Here is a 21887-nt window from a genome sequence, read left to right as displayed (position 1 = left end):
GGAGACGAATCTCCCAGCCCCGACAATACCATGGAAGGCAATGTCAATGTGGACTGAGTCGCCCTGGCGCCTCATTCTGAGGGCGGGACAATGGCGAGGGCTGGTCCCCAGGGCAACCCGCCGGGCCTGCTTTTCCAAGGCTTTCTCGTGGCGAACGGCCCACGAAACAGAAGCGGCCCATTGAGGGGCCGCGCTGTGTCTTTGATGACTCAGTGATTCGAATCAGCTCTTCAGAAGCGGGTTGATCTTCTTCTGAAACTCCTCGATCGAAGCCTCGCCCTTGATCTTCTCGCCGTTGATGAAAAAGGTCGGCGTCGAATCGACTTTAAGAATGTCGCTCGCATATTTCTGGTCGGCGGCGATCTTGTCGAGCAACGCCTGGTCCTTGAGGCAGGCCTCGACCTGCTGCTGGCTGAGACCGGCCTGCTTGCCGATCCGCGTCAGCGTCTCCGTCGTGTTCTTCACCACCCAGTCGTTCTGCGAGCGGAACAGCATGTCGGTGACCGCGAAATACTTCTGCGCGTCGTCCTTGGCGATGCAGCGCGTCAGCATCGAGCCCGCGGCGGCTTTGATGTCGAGCGGGAACTCGCGGAAGATGTAGCGGATCTTGCCGGTATCGATGTATTCGGCCTTCAGCTTCGGGAACACGGTGGCGTTGAACGCCGCGCAGTGCGGGCAGGTCATGGAGGCATATTCGGTGATGGTCACCGCAGCGTCCGCCGGTCCGATCGCCATGTCGGGCAACGACTGAGGCTTGGCGACATCGGCGGCGCTCTGCGCCATCGCGTCCGAGATCAGCCGCAGCGGGGAGAAGCCGGCCAGAGCGGCGAGGCCGGTCAGCGACAGGGCAGCGGTGAAGGCGCGGCGGGTGATGATCAAGGCTCTGCTCCGAAATGGGCGCATCTCGCGCCTGAAACGCTCGTAACTCGGCTTTTCGCTAGCTTGAAACCCACCCGGAGGCAATGCCGGGCGGCAAATGGGGATCAAAGCGTCAGCGTCAATTTCGCTTGATGGCGGCGCCCAGGCGGGCCAGCGCGTCGCGCAGGGCGTCGTCCTCGATCGCGGTCAGGGTCTGCGCGACCTTCGCGACCGTCTTCGGATCGGGCGGCACCGGGCGGCGCTTCACTGGGGGGCGCAACAGCGGCCCCTGGCGCAGCGCCAGCTTGCCGACCGCGTGCCAGCCGAAGAAGCGGTTGACCCGCTCCAGGATCACGTCCGACGAATGCTGGATCTCCAGCGCCATCGGCCCCTCGACGCGCAAAATCAGCGTCGCCGGCTCCTGCGGCTGGCCCTCGACCGGCCGCGGCCATTGCATCTTCAGCGGCTGGGCGTGCTCGGCGATCTCGCGCCCCGCGATCTCCGGCCAGCGCGTCACCAGCTCGCGCGCGGCAAAGCCCTGCTTGGCATAGGCGGCCGTCAGCACGTCGCCCATCATGAGCGACAGCGGTTTTGCGGTGAGGCGGCCGGGCTTTGCCATCGATGCAGGCTTCTCGTGGTCTGCCGCCCGTCCGAGCCGCCTGGGCTCGAAGAAAGCCGTGGATGCCGCAGACGAGACGGCGGTCCAGCGGGCGACGATCGCTCCTGACGTACTAGATTAAGCCAATGGTGTCATCAGCCCTTCCTTCCAAGCGCAAGAGCCGACCAGAGAATCGCGGCTCCGCCGAGCGCCCCGCACAACTGCTCGCCTGGTACGACCGCCACCGCCGGCGGCTGCCGTGGCGCGCGCCGGCCGGGCAGCGCTCCGATCCGTATCGCGTCTGGCTGTCGGAAATCATGCTGCAGCAGACCACGGTGAAGGCGGTCGGGCCGTATTTCGAGAAGTTTTTGGCGCGCTGGCCGGATGTCTCCGCGCTCGGCAGCGCCGAGCTCGACGACGTGCTCCGGATGTGGGCCGGCCTCGGCTATTATTCGCGGGCGCGCAACCTGCATGCCTGTGCCGTCACCGTGCTGCGCGAGCATGGCGGCGTGTTCCCGGACACCGAGGAGGGGCTGCGCGCGCTGCCCGGCATCGGTCCGTACACCGCGGCGGCCATTGCCGCGATCGCGTTCGATCGGCTGACCATGCCGGTCGACGGCAACATCGAGCGCGTCGTCTCGCGGCTGTTCGTGGTGGAGGAGGCGTTGCCGCAGGCCAAGCCGCAGATCCAGGCGCTGGCGGCGACGCTGCTCGGGCCGTCGCGCGCCGGCGACAGCGCGCAGGCGCTGATGGATCTCGGCGCCACCATCTGCACGCCGAAGAAGCCGGCCTGCGCGCTGTGTCCCTTGAGCGAGGACTGCGCCGCACGCGAGCGCGGCGACCAGGAGACGTTCCCGCGCAAGGCCGCCAAGAAGACCGGCACGCTCCGTCGCGGCGCCGCCTTCGTCGTCATCCGAGGCGACGAGCTGCTGGTGCGCTCCCGCCCCGCAAAGGGCCTGCTCGGCGGCATGACCGAGGTTCCCGGCTCGGAATGGCTCGCTGGCCAGGACGATGCCGACGCGCTCGCCCAGGCGCCGGAGCTGGCCGGCGTGAAACGCTGGCACCGCAGGCTCGGCGTCGTCACCCACGTCTTCACGCATTTCCCGCTGGAGCTCGTGGTCTATACCGCGCGGGTCCCGGCGCGGACACGCGCCCCGGAGGGCATGCGCTGGGTCCCGATCGCGACGCTGGACGGCGAGGCGCTGCCCAACGTGATGCGCAAGGTCGTCGCGCACGGGCTTGGGGATTGAAGCTACGCGTGTGATGGAGGCTGAAGGCCCTCCGTGAGCTGTGTGGCGTAGGGCGGGCAAAGGCGCGCCCTACGCCACACAGCTCATGCAGAGCTGTCGTGCGGGCCCCCTAGCCTCCACACCCTAGCCTCCAATTTCCTCACGATCGTAAAGCTCGAAATGCGATCTTTCCTGATAGCCCACTTTCAAAAGCGCGAAGAGGCCCGAAGAGCCTATCGGCTCGATCGAAAAAAGCGCCTACCGCGTCCGCCGACCGCGTTGTTGTGGTGATGCGTGTGCGACTTCGAAGATGGATTTCGGACCACCTTTGGAAAGCGTCTATCGCGGCGCCAACGACCGATTGCCGTTCGAGACCGCGATACCGATTTCCTGGGCTTGGTGCGAGAGCAACGCGACGTTGGCGCCTCCGGGCTTGAACGCGGGCCCGAATGTGATCAGAAGATCATGGGTCCGCGTACGGTTCAGAGATCCGAGCGTGGACCCGTCGCCGGCGGAAAACCGGACGAGTTTCCAGACCGGGTTGATCGTGCCGGAAGAGATCACCACGAACTTGACGTGATAGGACAGCACGTCTTGCTTGAACGTGTCGCCGGCGTCCTTGGGCAATGCCGAGGACGGGAGCGCTAGTTCGGATTGCAGCCGGTCGCGCAGCCATTCCGAGATGCCCAATTGGCTCTCGAGGAGGAAGGACGAACCGTGAAATGATGGACGGTCTTGAGCGCACGTGCCGCCGGGAAAATTCCGAAGCTTGTCGAGATTCCAGTAGTTTCCAAATTTGTCTTCGCGCGTACCTTGGGAAGAGAGCGTACCGCCGAGGCCGAGCGAACGTGATTGACTGTCCGCGAGAGGTTCGATGAAGGAAATTCCGGGGTTCAGGGCGCCGGTCTCGTCCACCTGAAGATCCACCGTTGTCTGCACACCCCATCGACTAGGCAGCAGTGAATCGTTGTCGTGCACTGCTTGAACGATATCGCAGTAGATTTTCTCGCGAATTTTAAATTCAAGATCGCCGCCTGCGGTAAGCACGGGCGTACGCGAAGTTTCCCAAGCCTCCTGCATTTGCGGTATGTAAGTTCCGCAGCCGGCCAAGCTCATGGACAATGCTGCCGCCACCACAGCGGTCATGCTCGTTCGCTTCATGATGTCTGCTCCGCGTCACTGCTGTTGCTGCGACTTCTTCAGTGCATCAAGGAGCGATTGAAGAGGGACACCGTTGATACTGAAATTATCGAAGCGCGCAGCGCAAGTCCAAAGACACGACGTACGGCCGTTGTCGGAGTTTTTGGCGACATTGCAGAATGACCGTTCGCAGTTCATCTCTTGAGCGGGAAGAATGTCTTGGCAGGTCGGCTCCTTTTGCCGGGGACAGAGGATCGTGTCGCTACGAGCCGAATTTGAAAGGCTACACATCAGAACGGCAGTAATGACTAAGGAACGAAACATTTTAGACCCCCATCTAAAAATACAATTGAAAATTGCCGCACATCGGCGTAACAATCAAGCTGCCAATAGTCGCGATCAGCGCCGAAATTTTTCTCTGCGCTCGTCGGCGGCCAATCGATTCCTGTCGGACGCCGCGATGGCGTCTTCGTTCGACGAAAACTCCCAAACATTCCTTAGCGGAGGGAAGCCGGTCCAAACGTCCGTCTATCGGATGTTTCCCGGGTCGAAATCGGTCGTAACGGGTACGGATGAGGACGGAGATGTTGCGGATTTGAACAAGTCCATGACGTCGCTGTTCGTGCAAAATGCTCCCAACGACCCGCGACGCAATTATCGGCTCGTGGGCGCGATCTGGATGGATAAGCCCAAGCTCCTGACTGCGAACATGCCGATTGCAAATCCGGCTGGTATGGATACGGACGATCCCGCCGCAATCGTCGCGGGCGAAGACGGGCTCTCCAGCATGGCCATGGAGTCGTTCACGCAGAATAGCTTCGTCAACTGCTTTAGCTGTCACGATACGTAGGCGGTGACGGATGCCGCCGACAATGTCGTTCTGCGACCAAAGAAGCTGAACCTCAGCCACATATTTTCGAAGTTTGTCATCGATTCGAAATGACGAAAGGAGGCAAAAATGGGCTTTGAACAAGTCAAAGACATTCTTGAGCAAGGCATGGCGACCTGGGTGCAGGCCAAAGGCAGACCGGCCCATCTGAAGGGCCACGGCGCGACCTTCAAATGGGACACCAAGGCGAACCTTCTCGCGGCATCGGGTCACGGAAAGCATCTCATTCAACCGGAAGTCATCGGTCAAAACGGAGCCGCCGCGAATCTGGTGGTCGACCTCCGGACAGGCATCGACAGTCCTGCGTTACGCATGCCGAAAGGAGGCCCTTTCATACCGGATGATCAGATCCAGATCATCGAGGATTGGATCACTCAAGGGGGCCCCGACTGACTTTCCCAACTCCAGGATTACGCAGTATTACGGTGACCGTGCATAAAATCTTCGGTAGCGAGCAGCACCGACGAGAGGCTGCGTCGTGCAGGTCGGTGCTGATCGCATCAACGCGCAGAATGTGCTGACCTTGCCCGCCATTCCCGATGCCGTTTCGTCCCGTCCCAAGGCTCGACTTCCGTTTTTCAGAATATTTCTTGACTCCACCCCCAAATCAGGTGTCTTATCCATGCCGTTCCGTCCCGGCAGGAGGGGCGTACGCGTCGTCACGACACGCGGGGCGGGATGCGGTGGCTGCGACGGCGTCGTCAGGACGAGCGACGTCGACCGGCCTCGTGCAGAGCTGCGGCGGCTTGCCGTCGTGGTTCGGGTGCGGGGCCTTTCGCGGACGTTGAAATCGTGTGGTCCTGGCATCCCGATGCTGATGCCAAGCGGGCGGTGATGATGATCCGCCGGTGACGGGGGCAAGACAGCCGGTCCCCGGGGAGATCACGTATAAAACGGAAGCCCATCGCGCAGGGAATGCCGGATGACCGGCTGGACCTGTGGTGACTGCCGCCTGCTTATCTTTCTGCAGGCGGGCCATGGGTTGCGGCCAGCGCCCGGCATTCCCTGCGCCCTCCTCATTTGCGAGGGTCCTTCTCGGCAACACCTCGGGCGCGGCGCGCCGCGAGAGGGTGAGCTCATGTCCTTCATCGGGATGTCTGTCGTCGCATCGCCATCGATCGGCATGGGTCGTGTCCGGATCCGCGCGGGTCGAGCACGCGGCCCGCAGAATGCAGATCGCCCATGACGGCGCACGCGGGCGGCCAGGGGTGGACGGTCCGGACCGGTGCAGATAGGGTCGGATATCATCTGTCAGGGATCACCATGCTCAAGCTCTATGTCGCGCCGGGCACCTGCGCGCTCGCTTCACACATCGCGCTGGCCGAGACCGGCGCCGACTACGTCGCCGAGAAGCTCAGCTTCAAGACCAACCAGCAGAACAGCCCGGACTATCTCGCGATCAATCCCAAGGGGCGCGTGCCGGCGCTGGTGACGGAGCAGGGCGTCCTGACCGAGACGCCGGCGATGCTCGCCTATATCGCGCAGCGCTTTCCGGAAGCGCGGCTTGCGCCGCTCGACGACGTCTTCGCCTTTGCCGAGGTGCAGTCCTTCAACAGCTATCTCTGCTCGACGGTCCACATCGCCCACGCGCACAAGATGCGGGGCTATCGCTGGGCCACCGAAGAGTCCTCCTTCGCCGACATGAAGAAGAAGGTGCCGGAGACGATGGGCGCCTGCTTCGCGCTGATCGAGCAGAAGATGCTGCGCGGCCCGTGGGTGATGGGCGAGCAGTACACGATCTGCGATCCCTATCTTTTCACGATCGCGCAATGGCTCGAAGGCGACGGCGTCGACATCAACGCCTTCCCGAAGGTCGCCGACCATTTTGGCCGCATGTCCGGGCGGCCGGCCGTCAAGAAGGCGCTGGCCGAGCTGGCGGGCTGACGGCCATCCTCGAGGCCATGGCGTCGGAACAGCGCCCGCCAGCATGGCGCATCGGGAGAGCGGAAAAAATAGCCGCGCGAAGCTGGAACCCAAATCCGGCCATCGACGTTGCAGGAAGCCGTGGCGCGCCTGCGACCGATCTCCTTTTCTGGGACCCCTTGATGTTGCCGGCTGCCGTTTCAGATGACCGTTTGCGCGTGACCGGCACCGAGAGCATCCGCGAGAGACTGAAGGCGGCGACGGCCTCGGCGCACCGCGCGCTGGATGAGGGGCTCGTTCATTTCGATCTCACCACGACGGCTCATTATCGCCGGTTCCTGCAGGCCAGCGCAGCCGCGCTGCTGCCGTTGGAGGCGGCGCTCGATCAGGCCGGGGTGGATGATCTGATCGAGGACTGGCCGCAGCGCCGACGATCGCAGGCGATCGCCAGCGATCTCGCGGATTTCGGTGCCGTGCCGATTCCGATGGACCTTCCCGCACTCTCGCTCGACCGTGCGGGCGTATTCGGCACGCTCTACGTACTCGAGGGATCTCGGCTCGGCGCAGCCTATCTGCTGCGCATGGTCGCGGCCTCCGCCGATCCGCGGGTGAGACGCGCGACGCGCTATCTCGGCCATGGCGCGCGGCAGGGCTTGTGGAGCAGCTTCCTGTCGCAACTCGCGCAGGCGCGGACGACGGCCGACGAGGAAGTCAGGATGATCGTGAGTGCACGCGAAGCGTTCGCGATGTTTGCGAAGGCGATGGCAGCAGCATGAACGAGCCGGTCAACCTCACCAATTGCGATCGCGAGCCTATCCATGTTCCCGGGACGGTTCAGCCGTTTGGCTTCCTGCTGGCGCTGGTGTCGGACTTCACCATATGCATGGCCTCGGAGAACGCGCCGGATTTTCTCGGCGGCGATATCGGCTGGCTGCTGCAGCGGCCGCTCGACGCCGTGCTCTCGGAGGCGGCCGCGGCCGCGATCCGCGCCAGGGTCGACTATCTCAGCGGCCCCGATGCGGTCGAGCGCGTGTTCGGCGTCGATCTGCAGGGCCGTGGCAAGCTTTTCGATCTCGCCATCCACTTTTCCGGTGCGTATCTCGTCGTCGAGGCCGAGCCCAGTCTGATCGAGCCCGGCGTCAATTCCGGCGAGCTGGTGCGGTTGATGCTCGGCCGCATCCGCAAGACGGCGGGGATGATGGACCTGGCGCAGGAGGCGGCGCGCCAGCTCAAGCTGCTGACCGGCTTCGATCGGGTGATGGTGTATCGGTTTCATCCCGACGGCTCGGGTGAGGTGATCGCCGAGGTCGCGGGCTCCGGCCTGGAGCCGTTCCTCGGGCTGCATTATCCGGCCTCGGACATTCCCAAGCAGGCGCGGCAGCTCTATCAGCGCAACTGGCTGCGGATCATCGCCGACATCAACGCGGCGCCGGCGCCGCTGCTGTCGACGCCGACGCACAATGCCGGACTGCTCGACCTGTCGATGAGCGTGCTGCGCGCGGTCTCCCCCATTCACATCGAGTATCTCCGCAACATGGGCGTCGCCGCGTCGATGTCGGTCTCGATTCTGCGCGAAGGCAAACTGTGGGGCCTGTTCGCCTGCCATCATTATGCGCCGCATCACCTGTCGTTCGAGAAGCGCACTGCGGCCGAGCTGTTCGGTCAGATGTACTCCTGGCTGCTCGAGGCGCGCGAGCGCGAGACCGACATCGCCTACGAGACGCGCGCGCATCAGATCCAGGAGCGGCTGATCGAGCGCGCGGCCGCGCAGGCCCACAGCAAGCGCGCGATCCTGGAGTTCGTCGCCGACTATCGCCAGATGATCGAGTGCGACGGCATCGCCGTGTGGTCCGATGACGAGATCACGCTCGACGGCGAGACGCCGACCGAAGAGGAGGTGCAGGACCTCATCGGCTTCATCAACCGGACCTCCCCCGGCCGCATCTGCGCCAGCGCCGAGATTGCCAAGGTCTACGCGGCGGGCGAGGCATTTCGCGATCGCGCCGCCGGCTTCCTCGCCATTCCGATCTCGCGCACGCCGCGCGACTGCCTGATCTTCTTCCGCCGCGAGGTGCTGCGCGCGGTCAACTGGGCGGGCGATCCGAATAAGAGCTATGCCGAGGGCCCGAACGGTTCCCGCCTGACGCCGCGCAAGAGCTTCGAGCTGTGGCAGCAGACGGTGGCCGGCCAGTCGAAGCCGTGGACGGCGGCGGATTTGCGCATCGCCGAGAGCCTGCGCGTCACGCTGCTCGAAGTGATCCTGCAACTCTCCGAGCTCGCCGCGCGCGAGCGCCGCGGCGCGCAGGAGCGGCAGGAGCTGATGATCGCCGAGCTCAATCATCGCGTCCGCAACATCCTCAGTCTCGTGCGTGGCCTCGTCGCGCAGAGCAAGGACACGGCGACCTCGGTGGAGGAGTTCGCGTCCGTGCTCGGCGGCCGCATCCAGGCGTTGGCGCGGGCGCACGACCAGATCACCAACCTGAATTGGGCCCCCGTCGCGCTCCGCCATCTGCTCGAATCGGAGGCTGGCGCCTATCTCGGCTCAAGGGCCGGACGGGTGCGCATGGAAGGTCCAGAGGTCGCGCTCGACCCCAAGGCGTTCGCAACGCTCGCGCTCGTCGTGCACGAGATGATGACCAACTCAGCGAAATACGGCGCGCTCGCCGACTCCACAGGGCAGGTGCAGGTGATCTGGCGGCTCGATCCCGGGGCGAGCCTGGTCATCGACTGGAAGGAGAGCGGCGGGCCGCCGGTGCAGCCGCCGTCGCGGCGCGGCTTCGGCACCACCATCATCGAGCGTTCGGTGCCGTTCGACCTCAAGGGCGACGCCGAGATCCGCTTCGACCTGCTCGGCGTGCAGGCGCGCTTCGTGATCCCTGCCAATTTCGTCCAGATGGTGCCGGCGATGACGGGGGCACCCTCCAGGCACCAGCGCAAGGAAGAGGACACGCCGCGCCTGTCCGGTACGGTGCTGATCGTCGAGGACAATCTGATCATCGCGATGGGCGCCGAAGTGATTCTGCTCGAGCTGGGAGCGCGGCACATCGACACCGCGGCGTCGGTCAGTCAGGCGCTGAAGTCGATCGAGCGCGCGGTGCCGAGCTTCGCACTGCTCGACATCAACCTCGGCGCGGAAAGCAGCCTGCCTGTCGGGCACCGGCTGAAGGAACTCGGTGTGCCCTTCTTGTTCGCGACCGGCTATGGCGAGCGTGCGCCGATTCCGGCGGAGCTGTCCGACATGCCGGTGATTCAGAAGCCGTACACGCGCGAAGTCGTCGAGAAGGCATTGACGAAGATCAAATGAGTCGCACGCGCATCAAGGTCGGCTTTGCGCGTCGCGGTGATTGGCATTTATGATTGCAGTCTTGGGTTTTCTCACATCCGCGTGTTGCACATGAGCGCGACAACGCACGACGGGAGACAGATCATCGACTATTCCCACTGTTGCTGCGACAAAACAGCCCAAAAATATTAGAACGCATCCAAAGGACACCGCTGTTCTAACATTGTTTCGACAAATGGAACCTCCGCAGCCTTATTCCGAACGAAGTCATCGCCGAAACGGCGCAGCGGGGGCGCGTTGAATCGTCGGAGGTCTGATGACGAATCGAACGACGAGTTTGTTGCCGTGCGTTGCTGTCGCCGTGCTGGCGGGAGCGGCTGCGACGACAATCGAGTTTACACCGGCATCGGCTGCAGACGAATGCCTTGCAAAGCCTGCGGGGACGCCGGCGGGGAAGCACTGGTTCTATCGCATCGATCGCGCGACCAAGAAGCAGTGCTGGTATCTGCGCGACGACGATCGCGAAGCGAAGGGCGCGTCGCTGGTCACGCGCAAGCTCGCCTCGCAGAAGGAACGGGCTCAGCTCTCGTCGACCGCGGCAAATGCACGTGCCGAGATCCAATCGTCGTCCAAGGACGCCGCCGATGAGGTGAAGGTCGTGTCCTCGACACCGACCGTGGCGGCGACGTCTGCCTTTCCGTCGGCTGCTGCATTTCCGGCCGCGCCTGCACCGGTCGTCGCGCCGGCGCCCGTGGCGTCAGCGCCGGCGGCGGCTGCGCCCGACCCGGTCGGCGCGGCTGTGAACGAATCTGCTGTTGCGACGCGTTGGCCCGACCAGTCCGGCACGCTGCAGGCAGCGGCGCAGCCCGCCGCGCCCCGCGCGTCCTCCTACACGCTCGCGGCCGCCAGCGACACCAGCGCCGCGGAAGCGGCTGCTCCCGCGACGCCGGCGCTGGCCGCTGCGGATGCGTCGCCGGCCGTGACGATCGGCATGTCCGGGGATGATGCGTCCAAGACGCGGATGTTTGCTTTCCTGGGCGCAGTCGCGATCGCGGGCTTCTCGATCAGCGTGCTGTTTGCGCGCGCCCGGAGCAGGCGGCAGCTTCGCATCGAGCCGGTGGCCGCCCGGCGCGTCACGCGTTGGCCGACGGAGCCCGAGCTCGATCGCATGCACCTGCCGCCGGTGGACAGCTACTATCCGGCCCTGGCGGGACGCAGGGGTAAATCGTCGCAGTCGACAGCGCAGGTCTCGGTCGTGCCGCGCGACGACGCTCGCTACGATGAGCAGTACGAGGTCGAAGACCTGCTGGCGCGCTATTCCGGACAGGAACGCCGGAATTCCTGAGCGTCAGGCGGCGGACATCTCGGAGCGGATCTCGGCGCGCAATTCGTCGATCAGCCTGAGGCCGCCCTTGGTCTCGACATGCCAGAAGGTCCAGCCGTTACAGGCCGGCAGGCCTTGCGCCACCGCGCCGATGCGGTGGATCGAGCCGACCTTGTCACCCAGCATGATGGCCCCATCGGCGCGCACCAGTGCGCCGTGGCGGCGCTTGGAGTCGACGAGCTTGGTGCCGGGCGCGATCATGCCGCGTTCGATCAGCTCCGAGAAGGCGACGCGCGGCGCTTCGCGCGCCGTCATGAACGGTGCGAGCGTTGCCTCCGGCAGCGGCTCGACCGCGGCGATGCGCCGCTCTGCCGCCTTCGCATAGACCTTGTCGCGCTCGAAGCCGATGTAGCGGCGGCCGAGGCGTTTTGCCACGGCTCCGGTCGTGCCGGTGCCGTTGAACGGATCGATCACCAGATCGCCGGGTTTCGAGGATGACAGCAGCACCCGCGCCAGCAGGCCTTCCGGCTTCTGCGTCGGATGGATCTTCTTGCCGTCGCCGTCCTTCAGCCGTTCCTCGCCCGTGCACAGCGGAATCAGCCAGTCCGAGCGCGCCTGGACGTCCTCGTTGGCGGCCTTCAGCACTTCGTAGTTGAACGTGTAGCCCTTCGCCTTCTCGTCCCGCGCGGCCCAGATCATGGTCTCGTGCGCGTTGGTGAAGCGGCGGCCGCGGAAGTTCGGCATCGGGTTGGACTTGCGCCAGACGATGTCGTTGAGGATCCAGAAGCCGAGATCCTGCATGATCGCGCCGACGCGGAAGATGTTGTGATAGGAGCCGATCACCCAGATCGTCGCGCTCGGCTTCATCAGGCGGCGCGCGGCGAGCAGCCAGGCGCGCGTGAAGTCGTCATAGGCGGAGAACGAGGAGAACTTGTCCCAATCGTCGTCGACCGCATCGACCTGCGATTCGTCGGGACGCTTGAGCTCACCCTTGAGCTGCAGATTGTACGGAGGATCTGCAAACACCAGGTCGACCGATGCGCCTGGCAGTTTCGACATCTCGGCGACGCAGTCGCCGACGATGATTCGTTGCTCTTCGAGGGTCTGAAATTTAGTGCGGGGCGCCCTTGCAGACGCCCCGCGACGCGACTCTACCATGACTCAAGAACTCTGACTCAGGCGACGCTGTCGGCGACGCGGGACCTAACAACCGACTGCCCACACATTGACCCGGCAAAGTAAAAATGGACTTAACCCGGAAAATTATTCGCATCGATGCGCACGCATTCATCACGCGCACCGGCGACGAATTCCGTTCGTCGATACACGATGGTCTCTGCGCAAGACGCCGATTGCGATGGGTTTTTCGCGCCGGTCGCGCGCGAGTGCAGCCGATCGAGGTTCGGCGCGGCCCAGTTTTTTCGGCGGCGCTAGGCAAAATTTGCCGGCCGGGTTATTGATTAACACAGTGGAAATTTTACCTGTTTGCCGCGTTAGGCATTTCGCGCAGAGCCGCGCAAGAATCGTGAGGAAAGGCCGCCCATGCGTTACGATGATTTCCGTCGCAGCGACGACATCGATGACCGTCGCGACGAAGGCGGCGGGATGGGCGGTGGTATGGGTCTGCCGATCGGCGGCGGCGGGCTGGGCATCGGCACCATCATCGTTCTCGGCCTGATCGGCTACGCCTTCGGCATCGATCCGCGCATCCTGATCGGCGGCGCTGAGATGCTCAGCCACGGCGGCGCACCGACCCAGCAGGCCGATCGGCGCTCGCCCGGCAAGACCGGCGCGCCGAAGGACGAGATGGGCGACATGATCGCCGGCGTGCTCGGCGAGATCGACGACCGCTGGAGCGAGATCTTCCAGGCCAGCGGCCAGAATTACACCGGGCCCAAGATCGTGCTGTTTCGCAACAGCACCAATGGCGGCCGCTGCGGCATGGCGCAGTCGGCGATGGGGCCGTTCTACTGTCCGCCGGACCGGCAGATCTTCCTCGACACCAACTTCTTCCGCGAGGTCGAGACGCGCTTCCGGGGCTGCTCGGGCAGCGCCTGCAAGTTCACCGCGGCCTACATCATTGCGCACGAGGCCGGGCACCACATCCAGAACCTGCTCGGCATCCTGCCGCGCGTGACGCGGATGCAGCAGCAGTCGGACAACAAGGCCGAAGCCAACGCGCTGCAGGTCAAGGTCGAACTGCAGGCCGACTGCCTGTCCGGGGTCTGGGTCAATCGCGAGGCCAAGAAGCGTCCGGGCTTCCTCGAGGAGGGCGACATCGACGCCGCGCTGACGACGGCCTCGGCGATCGGCGACGACACCTTGCAGCGGAAGGCGACCGGACGCGTGGTGCCGGATTCGTTCACCCATGGCTCCGCCGCGCAGCGCAAACGCTGGTTCATGATCGGCTACCAGCAGGGCACGGTGCAGGCCTGCAATACGTTCAGCGCCAGTTCGCTGTAGGGAGACGCGATGATGGCGATCGACGAGAGCAAGAGCTTCATTCCCCTCAACATCGCCGTGCTGACGGTGTCCGACACGCGTTCGCTTGCCGACGACAAGTCCGGTACCACCCTGAGTGACCGCCTGACCGCTGCCGGCCACAGGCTCGCGGCGCGCGAGATCGTCACCGACGACGTCGAGAAGATTCGCGCGGTGGTGAAGTCGTGGATCGCCGATCCCGGCGTCGACGTCGTCATCACCACCGGCGGCACCGGCTTCACCGGCCGTGACGTCACGCCGGAAGCGATCGAGCCGCTGTTCGAGAAGCGCATGGACGGCTTCTCGATCGCCTTCCACATGCTGAGCCACGCCAAGATCGGGACGTCGACGATCCAGAGCCGGGCCACGGCCGGCGTCGCCGGCGCGACATACATCTTCTGCCTGCCGGGATCACCGGGGGCCTGCCGTGACGGCTGGGACGGCATCCTCGCCGCCCAGCTCGACTACCGCACGCGACCCTGCAACTTCGTCGAGATCATGCCGCGGCTCGACGAGCATCTGCGCCGGCCCAAGGCGCAGGGCGCGACGGCATAGGGCCACGGGACGACGACGCGGCGCGCGTCCATCGCGCGTCTCACTTCGTGGGTACGATCTCGAAAGCGCCGCCGCCTTCGATGGCCGCGCCAATGAGGCCGCCCATCATGCTGGCCGCGAAATTCTGGCCGCGCGGTCCCACGACCATCCGGTAGGTCTTGCCAGGCACGGCGGTGAAACGAATGTTCGACGAGCCCGGCGAGGACCATGTCGACACTGTGATCGTGGTGGCGCCGGGCGCAATCGAGCCGCTGTAGCTCTCGCCGCGGCCAAGGCTCGCCACCTTGGCGCCGTTGATCTCGATCGCCGCTGGAGCCGCCAGATAGAGGAAGTCCGTCGTGCGCGTAATCGCGACCGTTGCGCGCCCTTTGGGCGCGGCGCGAGCCGCCGTCCCGGCCTCGACCCCAAACAGGCCCGCGAGCGCGACAAGCGCCGCAAGCTTCGATCGCACCATCGATTCCATCACTGCTCCCGCCCTGTTTGGCGGGATAGTACCGGCGCGCGGGAACTTCGCAATCGGCATGCGCAGCCTGTTGTGGAGGTGATCTCGGCCTACCGGCGGTTGCTGCACGAGCTGCCCGGCTACAACTCGAGCCGCCATGTCTCGCCGGTCAGCGGGACGCCGAACATGGCGTGCGGCTCCTCGGCGATCTTGCGAAACCCGGCGCGGGCATAGATGTCGCGCGCGGCGGTGAGAATACTTTGCGTCCACAGCTCGATCATCCTGTAGTTCTTCTCGCGCGCGAAGCGGATGCATTGTTCGGTCAGGGCCCGGCCGACGCCGAGACCGCGGGCCTTCTTCTCGACCAGCAGCAGCCGCAGCTTGGCGACCTCGTCGCTGCCCTTGACCAGGAAGATCGAGCCGACCGGCTCGCCCGCAAGCTCGGCGATCCAGCAGTGCTCGCGCGCCGGGTCGTAGCTCCTGATGAACTGTGCGCCGATCTCGGCGACCAACGCCTCGAACGAGACGTCCCAACCATATTCCTCGGCGTAGACGGCGCCGTGCCGTGAAACCACCCAGCCGATGTCGCCCGGGCGATGGCTGCGCAGCAGCACTGGGGAGCGGCCCGGCTGCTGCGGCTCCAGGGCGGTCTCGATCGTCGTCATTGCACCGACCAGCCGGTCGCGCACGGATGGCGCCAGCGGCGCCAGCATGGCCGCGATCTCCTTCTGCGAGCTGCGGTCGAGCTTGGCATAGGCCTGCCGGCCTCTTGCGGTCAGGCCGAGCTGCTGCTGCCTGCGATCGGTTGGCAAAGGCGTGCGGGTGATCAGCCCCTGCTCGTCGAAGCTCTGGACGATGCGGCTGAGATAGCCGGCATCGAGGCCGAGCGAGAGACCGATCTCCTTGGCCGAGATGGCGTCGTACTGTGCGAGTTCATAGAGCACACGCGCCTCGGCCAGAGAAAACGGACTGTCGAGCAGATGCTGGTCCAGCGCGCCGAGCTTCCTGGTGTAGAAACGGTTGAACGCGCGGATGGCGGCGACCTGGCCGTCGGCTGGGGCGGAATTCATGGGGCACCTCCAATATTTGCCATTGTCAACCAATTGATTGACTTTGGCAAGTATTGTCGTGCCGCTACACCATCACGATCCGGCTGCGCAGCATCGTCCGCGAGGAACGGCCGAGCTGACGCAGCAGCCGCGTTTCGGCGCGCTTGTGGTCGGGCTTGTATCCGCCGAGCTGCCGGTAGTGATCCCTGGCGATCAAGAGACCCTGGTCGCCGAGCGGCCCGACCAGGACCCGCGCAACCGCGCGCAGCCGGTCGCGCAGGCTGATTGCGGCATAGGGAGACCGGGCATAGCGGAAGACGCCAGCGCGCGGCCGGCCGGCGGTGGCGACGCTCTGGACGAACTGCATGGTTTCATCGATCCAGCCGGGATCGAGCATCGCGCCGGCGGGCAGAAACATCAGCCAGGGCGCACGCGCGCTGGCGGCCCCTGCAGCCAGGGCCGCGGCCTGGGAGCCCTCGAACTTCATGAAGTGGCAGCCAGCGACGTCCGCGACCCGCTCGATCACGCTGGAATCGGGCGAGCGATCGACCAGCAGCACCTCGGTGACGACACCGGCCGCGGCGCCCGGCACCAGCGCGGACAGGGTGGCCACGGCGGTCTGCTCGACACCTTCGGTCGGAATGATCACGCTCAGCATGAAACTGGCATCGCTATCTGTCGCGCCTCCGGCTTGACTGTTATCATCTTGTCATAGCCAAATCAGCCCGCTGCGCTGCGGAATTTTGCAGCACGCACCTGGCCGCGCCGTTCGGGGCCGCGCCCGAACGGTGCTATTTCAAGGTGCCGTGTTGCTGAAGCTCGCGCTTGACTGGCTCAGTCGCCTGCCTGCGTCGGCGTGGTGCCGCCGGCGCTGTTCGGCCACACCCAGTCGCGGATCGCCGGCATGTCCTCGCCATGCGCGCGGATGTAGCGGGCATGCTCGATCAGCGCATCGCGGAATTTCTGCTTCACATGGGCCGCCGACACGCTGAGGCCGGGCACGCGTTCGATCGCCTCGATGGCGAGGTGGAAACGGTCGAGCTCGTTGAGCACGACCATGTCGAACGGAGTCGTCGTGGTGCCTTCCTCGATGAAGCCGCGCACATGCATGCCGGCATGGTTGGTGCGGCTGTAGGTGAGGCGATGGATCAGATACGGATAGCCGTGATAGGCGAAGATCACCGGCTTGTTGGTGGTGAACAGGCTGTCGAAGTCGCGGTCGCTGAGGCCGTGCGGATGGTCCTGCTTCGGCTGCAGGGTCATGAGGTCGACGACGTTGACCACACGGATCTTCAGGTCGGGCAATTCCTTGCGCAGCAGGTCGACGGCTGCGAGCGTCTCCAGGGTCGGGACATCTCCGGCGCAGGCCATCACCACGTCGGGCTCCTCGTCGGCGGGCTCGGTGCCGGCCCAAGACCAGATGCCGATGCCGGCGTCGCAATGCGTCGCCGCCTCCTGCATCGACAGCCATTGCGGCGCCGGCTGCTTGCCGGCAACGATGACGTTGATGCGGTCGTAGGTGCGCAGGCAGTGGTCCGCGATCCACAACAGCGTATTGGCGTCCGGCGGGAAGTAGATGCGGACGATGTCCGCCTTCTTGTTGGCAACGAGGTCGACGAAGCCGGGGTCCTGATGGCTGAAGCCGTTATGGTCCTGCCGCCAGACATGCGAGGTCAGGAGATAGTTCAGCGACGCGATCGGGCGCCGCCACGGCAGCTCGCGTGACACCTTCAGCCATTTGGCGTGCTGGTTGAACATCGAATCGACGATGTGGATGAACGCCTCGTAGCAGGAGAACAGGCCGTGGCGGCCGGTGAGCAGATAGCCCTCCAGCCAGCCCTGGCAAAGATGCTCGCTCAGCACCTCCATCACGCGGCCGTCATGGGCGAGGTGGACATCGTAGGGCTCGATGCCTTCCATCCACACCCGCTCGGTGACCTCGAATACGGCATCGAGCCGGTTCGAGGCGGTCTCGTCCGGGCCCATGATGCGGAAGTTGCGTGTCTCTGCATTCAGCGTGATCACGTCGCGCAGGAACTTGCCGAGCTCGCGCGTGGCTTCAGCCATGGTCTGGCCCGGAGAGGACACCTCGACCGCAAAATGCTGGTAGTCTGGGAGCCTGAGCTCGCGCTTGAGCAGACCGCCATTGGCATGCGGGTTGGCGCCCATGCGCCGCGTGCCCTTCGGCGCCAGTGCCTGCAGCTCCGGCACGAGCCGGCCGTGGCCGTCGAACAGCGTTTCCGGCTCGTAGCTTTTCATCCACGCTTCGAGCAGCGCGAGATGCTCGGGCTTGCCGCGCGGATTGGTGATCGGCACCTGATGGGCGCGCCAGAAGCCTTCGACCTTGAGGCCGTCGACCTCCTTCGGCCCGGTCCAGCCCTTCGGGCTGCGCAGCACGATCATCGGCCAGCGCGGCCGTTGGATCGTTGCATCCGACTGACGCGCATTCTGCTGGATCGAGCGGATGCTCGCGAGCGCGACATCGAGCGCGTCCGCCATCTGGCGATGCATCGCCTTCGGCTCCGCGCCTTCGACGAACAGCGGCTCGTAGCCGTAACCTTCGAACAGGCATTTGATCTCGGCATCGCCCATGCGGCCGAGCACGGTCGGATTGGCGATCTTGTAGCCGTTGAGATGCAAAATCGGCAGCACCGCGCCGTCATGGGCCGGGTTCAGGAACTTGTTCGAATGCCAGGATGCGGCGAGGGGCCCGGTCTCGGCTTCGCCGTCGCCGACCACGCAGGCCACGATCAGATCGGGATTGTCGAACGCCGCACCATAGGCGTGCACCAGCGCGTAGCCGAGCTCGCCGCCTTCGTGGATCGAGCCCGGCGTCTCGGGCGCGGCATGGCTCGGGATGCCGCCAGGGAAGGAGAACTGCCGGAACAGCTTGCGCAGGCCATCGGCATCGCGCGTGATGTCCGGATAGATCTCGCTGTAGCTGCCTTCGAGATAGGTGTTGGCGACCATGCCGGGGCCGCCATGGCCGGGACCGCACACGTAGATGACGTCGAGATCCTGCGCCTGGATGGCGCGATTGAGATGGGCGTAGATGAAATTCAGTCCGGGCGTCGTCCCCCAGTGGCCGAGCAGGCGCGGCTTGACGTGCTCCGCTTTCAACGGCTCGCGCAGCAGCGGGTTGTCCAGCAGATAGATCTGCCCGACCGAGAGATAGTTCGCCGCGCGCCAATAGCGATCGAGCAGGTCGAGATCGTCGGCCGTTTTGGTCTGATGGGAAGACGTGATGTTCATGGAACCTCGCTTGCCGTCCGCTTCGCGCTTGCGGGAAGTGCATTAGAGTAACGCCGCACCATTCCGTTCCAGTGCGCTGCGAAGGATAGAACGGGAATGTGATGGTTGGCCTTGGTTGGCTCCAGAACCGTTCCGAGACATTGTTCTCTTTTGTTCTTGTATTGTTCTTTTTGTGTGCTATGTCTTGGCCATGAGCCGAGCATCTTCACATGCCCTCAAGCGCCCGCCGGTCCCGGTGCCCTCCGAGCCGGTGGGCGCGCCTTCATCTGGCCCGGAAAACGACTTCCCCGAACTCGCGGTCGCCATCGAACGGGGCCGGCGCCGCGGCCGGGGTGCACAATCCAATGCGAGCGGCCGCTACGAAGCGGAGGCTCGCGTCGTCTTCGACGATGGCTGGCAGAGTCTCGAGGATTTGCCGCCATTCAAGACCATGGTCGCGACCGATACCTCGCGCAAGGTCATCACCCGCAACGACTCGCCGGACATCGGTTTCGATCGCTCGATCAACCCGTATCGCGGCTGCGAGCACGGCTGTGTCTACTGCTTCGCGCGGCCGACCCATGCGTTTCTCGGGCTGTCGCCTGGTCTTGATTTTGAATCCAAGCTGTTCGTGAAGCCGGATGCGCCCGCGCTCCTGGAAAAGGAGCTCGCGGCCAGCGGCTACGAGCCGCGGATGATCGCGATCGGAACCAACACCGATCCCTATCAGCCGATCGAGCGCGAGCGGAAGATCATGCGCGGCATCCTCGAGGTGCTGGAAAAGGTTGGCCATCCCGTCGGGATCGTGACCAAGTCGGCGCTGGTGATGGGTGATGCCGACATCCTGGCGCGGATGGCCAAGAGGAACCTGGCGAAGGTCGCGATCTCCGTGACCACGCTGGATCCGAAGCTGGCGCGCACCATGGAGCCGCGGGCCTCGACGCCGTCGAAACGGCTGGAGGCGCTGCAGGCGCTGTCCAGGGCCGGCATTCCGACCACGGTGATGGTGGCGCCGGTGATCCCGGCGCTGAACGACAGCGAGATCGAGCGCATCCTCGATGCCGCCGCCCATGCCGGCGTCAAGGAGGCGGCCTATGTGCTGCTGCGCCTTCCGCTGGAGGTGCGCGACCTGTTCCGCGAATGGCTGCTCGAGCATTATCCCGACCGCTACCGCCACGTCTTCACCCTGATCCGCGACATGCGCGGCGGCCGCGATTACGACTCGCAATGGGGCACGCGAATGAAGGGGACAGGCCCGATGGCCTGGATGATCGGCCGCCGCTTCGAGATCGCCTGCGAAAAGCTCGGCCTGAACAAGCGCCGGACCAAGTTGACGACCGATCATTTCGTCCGGCCGAAGGGCGGCGGGCAGCAACTCAGCCTGTTCTGAAGCGTGCGGAGAGCAGTTGATGAGCGCACAAGCGAGCGTTCCGCGGTTCACCGTCATCACACTCGGTGTATCCGAGATGCGGCGGAGCATCGCCTTCTATACGTCGCTCGGCTTCGCCCGAAAATTCCGCGCGACCGGAGAGGCCGTGGCATTCTTCGAGACCGGCGGGACGGTGCTGGCGCTGTACCCGTGGGGCGCGCTCGCCGATGATGCGGGCGTGCCGGACGCACCGCGCCCCCAGGCGTTCCGCGGCGTGACGCTGGCATGGAACTGCCGCTCGGAGGCCGAGGTCGATGCGGCGCTCGCGTCGGCGGTGGAGAAAGGCGCGATGCTGCTGAAGCCGGCGCAACGAACCGACTATGGCGGTTACAGCGGCTATTTCTCCGATCCGGACGGTCATGTCTGGGAAGTGGTGATCGCGCCGGGGATTGATGTCGGCGAGGATGATCGAGTGCATCTGCCGTCGTAGTCGGTCGCCGGCGAGGGGCGAATAGCGGGGAATGAGGTCCGTTCGGGGTTGCGCCGCCGCAGGCCGTTCCGCACCATGCCGGCCATGATTCGCGATCAGTCAAAAAAGCCGGGCAGGGCGAAGGCGACGAACGGTGCCGTGGCGAAGAGCGCACCTGCAAAGGCCGGAACCAAGCCTGTCGCCCCGAATGCTGCCGGCAGGTCGGCCGCCAAGCTCGGCAAGGGCGTCATCGCGGTGGCGCCGCCGAGCTTCCGGCGGGAGCGAGCGCTGCTCAAGCAGGGCATCTGGCCGGTCGCCGGTTGCGACGAGGCGGGACGGGGGCCGCTGGCCGGTCCGGTGGTCGCCGCGGCCGTGATTCTCGATCCCGCGCGCATCCCGAAAGGCCTCGATGACTCCAAGCGGCTGAGCGCGGAGCAGCGCGAGGCGCTGTTCGACAAGATCTGCAAGACGTCGGCGTTCGCGGTGGCTGTCGCCTCGCCGGCGCGAATCGATCGCGACAACATCCTGCGGGCCTCGCTGTGGGCGCTGTCGCGCGCCGTGAGGGCGTTGCCCGAGGCGCCGAAGCACGTCTTCGTCGACGGCCGCGACCGCATCGACGTCGATTGCGGCTGCGAGGCGGTGATCGGCGGCGATGGCCTGGTGATGTCGATTGCGGCCGCCTCGATCGTCGCCAAGGTCACGCGCGACCGGCTGATGTGCGCGCTGGCGCAGGATTGCCCCGGCTACGGCTTCGAGCAGCACAAGGGGTATGCCGTGCCGGAGCACCTCGCTGCGCTGGACCGGCTCGGACCGTCGGTGCATCATCGCAGCCTGTTCGCACCCGTCGTGGCCGCCCGGCGCAAGCATCAGCCGTGGACCGACGTCCCGGAGCCGGATTTGTTTGCCGAGGTGACCGTGGTGACATCCACTGAAATCTCGGTCGGGGTCTGATGCAGGTTGCCTCGCGGTCGCCGCGGTCTTAATAGTTTTGGTTAGCCAGCCAGCACGAAGTGTCACTCCTCGCAGCAGGGGCGGTGTTGTGCGCCCCGATCGTGCGGTATCGATTGCGGGCGTCGGACAGCGAGGCTGCTGCGGATGAGCGACGGT

20 protein-coding genes are annotated in these 21887 nt (G+C 65.1%); 12 read left to right on the top strand and 8 right to left on the bottom strand.

Going from position 1 to position 21887, the window contains the following annotated elements; genetic code table 11:
- Nucleotides 1-222 precede the first annotated feature (222 nt).
- Both ACQR13_RS25755 and ACQR13_RS25750 read right to left on the bottom strand, forming a co-directional pair.
- A complete protein-coding gene (locus ACQR13_RS25755) occupies nucleotides 223-879 on the bottom strand; it encodes a DsbA family protein (RefSeq protein WP_315717267.1) in 657 nt (218 codons plus the stop codon).
- 118 nt (nucleotides 880-997) lie between these two features.
- A complete protein-coding gene (locus tag ACQR13_RS25750; protein WP_315717265.1) occupies nucleotides 998-1477 on the bottom strand; it encodes a DUF721 domain-containing protein in 480 nt (159 codons plus the stop codon).
- A gap of 125 nt (nucleotides 1478-1602) precedes the next feature.
- Here ACQR13_RS25750 and mutY point away from each other — a divergent pair, with 125 nt between their 5' ends.
- A complete protein-coding gene (gene mutY, locus ACQR13_RS25745) occupies nucleotides 1603-2706 on the top strand; it encodes an A/G-specific adenine glycosylase (RefSeq protein WP_316171357.1) in 1104 nt (367 codons plus the stop codon).
- A 318-nt stretch (nucleotides 2707-3024) separates the two neighbouring features.
- Here mutY and ACQR13_RS25740 read toward each other — a convergent pair whose 3' ends face one another.
- The gene (locus tag ACQR13_RS25740) at nucleotides 3025-3846 is read right to left on the bottom strand and encodes a hypothetical protein (protein WP_316171358.1); all 822 of its coding nucleotides are present in this window, start codon (nucleotides 3844-3846) and stop codon (nucleotides 3025-3027) included.
- 283 nt (nucleotides 3847-4129) lie between these two features.
- On the opposite strand from ACQR13_RS25740, the gene ACQR13_RS25735 reads away from it, so the two are divergent.
- The 6 genes from ACQR13_RS25735 (at nucleotide 4130) to ACQR13_RS25710 (ending at nucleotide 11205) form a co-directional block, all read left to right on the top strand.
- Nucleotides 4130-4675: a hypothetical protein gene (locus ACQR13_RS25735; RefSeq protein WP_316171359.1), complete on the top strand. Its 546-nt coding sequence runs from the start codon at nucleotides 4130-4132 to the stop codon at nucleotides 4673-4675.
- A gap of 108 nt (nucleotides 4676-4783) precedes the next feature.
- Entirely contained in the window at nucleotides 4784-5107 is a 324-nt protein-coding gene (locus tag ACQR13_RS25730; RefSeq protein WP_316171360.1) for a hypothetical protein, read from the top strand.
- Between the two features lie 870 nt (nucleotides 5108-5977).
- Entirely contained in the window at nucleotides 5978-6598 is a 621-nt protein-coding gene (locus ACQR13_RS25725) for a glutathione S-transferase family protein (protein WP_315750418.1), read from the top strand.
- A 161-nt stretch (nucleotides 6599-6759) separates the two neighbouring features.
- Nucleotides 6760-7353, top strand: a complete 594-nt coding sequence (locus tag ACQR13_RS25720) for a biliverdin-producing heme oxygenase (protein WP_315826973.1) — start codon at nucleotides 6760-6762, stop codon at nucleotides 7351-7353.
- Entirely contained in the window at nucleotides 7350-9881 is a 2532-nt protein-coding gene (locus ACQR13_RS25715) for an HWE histidine kinase domain-containing protein (RefSeq protein ID WP_316193417.1), read from the top strand. Before ACQR13_RS25720 ends, ACQR13_RS25715 begins: the two co-directional genes overlap by 4 nt.
- A gap of 295 nt (nucleotides 9882-10176) precedes the next feature.
- Complete coding sequence (locus ACQR13_RS25710) at nucleotides 10177-11205, top strand: hypothetical protein (protein ID WP_316193416.1); 1029 nt, start codon at nucleotides 10177-10179, stop codon at nucleotides 11203-11205.
- Between the two features lie 3 nt (nucleotides 11206-11208).
- On the opposite strand, the gene ACQR13_RS25705 is transcribed toward ACQR13_RS25710, so the two are convergent.
- The gene (locus ACQR13_RS25705) at nucleotides 11209-12342 is read right to left on the bottom strand and encodes a site-specific DNA-methyltransferase (RefSeq protein ID WP_315717257.1); all 1134 of its coding nucleotides are present in this window, start codon (nucleotides 12340-12342) and stop codon (nucleotides 11209-11211) included.
- Between the two features lie 384 nt (nucleotides 12343-12726).
- Between ACQR13_RS25705 and ypfJ the strand changes: the two genes are divergently transcribed.
- Nucleotides 12727-13647 carry a KPN_02809 family neutral zinc metallopeptidase gene (gene ypfJ, locus ACQR13_RS25700; RefSeq protein WP_315717256.1) on the top strand — a complete coding sequence of 307 codons (921 nt, stop codon included), beginning with the start codon at nucleotides 12727-12729 and terminating at the stop codon, nucleotides 13645-13647.
- Nucleotides 13648-13656: 9 nt separating this feature from the next.
- Entirely contained in the window at nucleotides 13657-14220 is a 564-nt protein-coding gene (gene moaB / locus ACQR13_RS25695; RefSeq protein ID WP_315739947.1) for a molybdenum cofactor biosynthesis protein B, read from the top strand.
- A gap of 40 nt (nucleotides 14221-14260) precedes the next feature.
- Here moaB and ACQR13_RS25690 read toward each other — a convergent pair whose 3' ends face one another.
- The 4 genes from ACQR13_RS25690 to ACQR13_RS25675 form a co-directional block, all read right to left on the bottom strand.
- Nucleotides 14261-14683, bottom strand: coding sequence for a hypothetical protein (locus ACQR13_RS25690; RefSeq protein ID WP_316171363.1), 423 nt, complete (start codon nucleotides 14681-14683; stop codon nucleotides 14261-14263).
- 119 nt (nucleotides 14684-14802) lie between these two features.
- Nucleotides 14803-15732: a bifunctional helix-turn-helix transcriptional regulator/GNAT family N-acetyltransferase gene (locus tag ACQR13_RS25685; protein WP_316226369.1), complete on the bottom strand. Its 930-nt coding sequence runs from the start codon at nucleotides 15730-15732 to the stop codon at nucleotides 14803-14805.
- Between the two features lie 64 nt (nucleotides 15733-15796).
- Nucleotides 15797-16369 carry a glycosyl transferase gene (locus ACQR13_RS25680; protein ID WP_316167468.1) on the bottom strand — a complete coding sequence of 191 codons (573 nt, stop codon included), beginning with the start codon at nucleotides 16367-16369 and terminating at the stop codon, nucleotides 15797-15799.
- A gap of 176 nt (nucleotides 16370-16545) precedes the next feature.
- Complete coding sequence (locus ACQR13_RS25675; RefSeq protein ID WP_316193414.1) at nucleotides 16546-18963, bottom strand: phosphoketolase family protein; 2418 nt, start codon at nucleotides 18961-18963, stop codon at nucleotides 16546-16548.
- Nucleotides 18964-19153: 190 nt separating this feature from the next.
- Between ACQR13_RS25675 and ACQR13_RS25670 the strand changes: the two genes are divergently transcribed.
- The 3 genes from ACQR13_RS25670 (at nucleotide 19154) to ACQR13_RS25660 (ending at nucleotide 21731) form a co-directional block, all read left to right on the top strand.
- The gene (locus tag ACQR13_RS25670; RefSeq protein ID WP_434863371.1) at nucleotides 19154-20332 is read left to right on the top strand and encodes a PA0069 family radical SAM protein; all 1179 of its coding nucleotides are present in this window, start codon (nucleotides 19154-19156) and stop codon (nucleotides 20330-20332) included.
- A 19-nt stretch (nucleotides 20333-20351) separates the two neighbouring features.
- Nucleotides 20352-20801, top strand: a complete 450-nt coding sequence (locus ACQR13_RS25665; protein WP_315826969.1) for a VOC family protein — start codon at nucleotides 20352-20354, stop codon at nucleotides 20799-20801.
- Nucleotides 20802-20876: 75 nt separating this feature from the next.
- Nucleotides 20877-21731 carry a ribonuclease HII gene (locus ACQR13_RS25660; RefSeq protein ID WP_316193413.1) on the top strand — a complete coding sequence of 285 codons (855 nt, stop codon included), beginning with the start codon at nucleotides 20877-20879 and terminating at the stop codon, nucleotides 21729-21731.
- Nucleotides 21732-21887: the final 156 nt, after the last annotated feature.

This window comes from Bradyrhizobium sp. HKCCYLRH3059 (assembly GCF_051168035.1).
GTDB lineage: Bacteria > Pseudomonadota > Alphaproteobacteria > Rhizobiales > Xanthobacteraceae > Bradyrhizobium.
Note: the sequence above shows the minus strand (reverse complement) of the source record. Positions and strands in the feature narration are given on the sequence as shown.

What these genes read in the sequence shown, in the direction of transcription:
- ACQR13_RS25680 (WP_316167468.1), bottom strand. Translation starts at nt 16,369, where the DNA reads ATGCTGAGCGTGATCATTCCGACCGAAGGTGTCGAGCAGACCGCCGTG.
- moaB (WP_315739947.1), top strand. Translation starts at nt 13,657, where the DNA reads ATGATGGCGATCGACGAGAGCAAGAGCTTCATTCCCCTCAACATCGCC.
- ACQR13_RS25720 (WP_315826973.1), top strand. Translation starts at nt 6,760, where the DNA reads ATGTTGCCGGCTGCCGTTTCAGATGACCGTTTGCGCGTGACCGGCACC.
- ACQR13_RS25725 (WP_315750418.1), top strand. Translation starts at nt 5,978, where the DNA reads ATGCTCAAGCTCTATGTCGCGCCGGGCACCTGCGCGCTCGCTTCACAC.
- ACQR13_RS25740 (WP_316171358.1), bottom strand. Translation starts at nt 3,846, where the DNA reads ATGAAGCGAACGAGCATGACCGCTGTGGTGGCGGCAGCATTGTCCATG.
- ACQR13_RS25665 (WP_315826969.1), top strand. Translation starts at nt 20,352, where the DNA reads ATGAGCGCACAAGCGAGCGTTCCGCGGTTCACCGTCATCACACTCGGT.
- ACQR13_RS25660 (WP_316193413.1), top strand. Translation starts at nt 20,877, where the DNA reads ATGCCGGCCATGATTCGCGATCAGTCAAAAAAGCCGGGCAGGGCGAAG.
- ACQR13_RS25750 (WP_315717265.1), bottom strand. Translation starts at nt 1,477, where the DNA reads ATGGCAAAGCCCGGCCGCCTCACCGCAAAACCGCTGTCGCTCATGATG.
- ACQR13_RS25690 (WP_316171363.1), bottom strand. Translation starts at nt 14,683, where the DNA reads ATGGAATCGATGGTGCGATCGAAGCTTGCGGCGCTTGTCGCGCTCGCG.
- ACQR13_RS25670 (WP_434863371.1), top strand. Translation starts at nt 19,154, where the DNA reads ATGAGCCGAGCATCTTCACATGCCCTCAAGCGCCCGCCGGTCCCGGTG.
- ACQR13_RS25715 (WP_316193417.1), top strand. Translation starts at nt 7,350, where the DNA reads ATGAACGAGCCGGTCAACCTCACCAATTGCGATCGCGAGCCTATCCAT.
- ACQR13_RS25710 (WP_316193416.1), top strand. Translation starts at nt 10,177, where the DNA reads ATGACGAATCGAACGACGAGTTTGTTGCCGTGCGTTGCTGTCGCCGTG.
- ACQR13_RS25675 (WP_316193414.1), bottom strand. Translation starts at nt 18,963, where the DNA reads ATGAACATCACGTCTTCCCATCAGACCAAAACGGCCGACGATCTCGAC.
- ACQR13_RS25685 (WP_316226369.1), bottom strand. Translation starts at nt 15,732, where the DNA reads ATGAATTCCGCCCCAGCCGACGGCCAGGTCGCCGCCATCCGCGCGTTC.
- ACQR13_RS25705 (WP_315717257.1), bottom strand. Translation starts at nt 12,342, where the DNA reads ATGGTAGAGTCGCGTCGCGGGGCGTCTGCAAGGGCGCCCCGCACTAAA.
- ypfJ (WP_315717256.1), top strand. Translation starts at nt 12,727, where the DNA reads ATGCGTTACGATGATTTCCGTCGCAGCGACGACATCGATGACCGTCGC.
- ACQR13_RS25730 (WP_316171360.1), top strand. Translation starts at nt 4,784, where the DNA reads ATGGGCTTTGAACAAGTCAAAGACATTCTTGAGCAAGGCATGGCGACC.
- mutY (WP_316171357.1), top strand. Translation starts at nt 1,603, where the DNA reads ATGGTGTCATCAGCCCTTCCTTCCAAGCGCAAGAGCCGACCAGAGAAT.
- ACQR13_RS25735 (WP_316171359.1), top strand. Translation starts at nt 4,130, where the DNA reads ATGACTAAGGAACGAAACATTTTAGACCCCCATCTAAAAATACAATTG.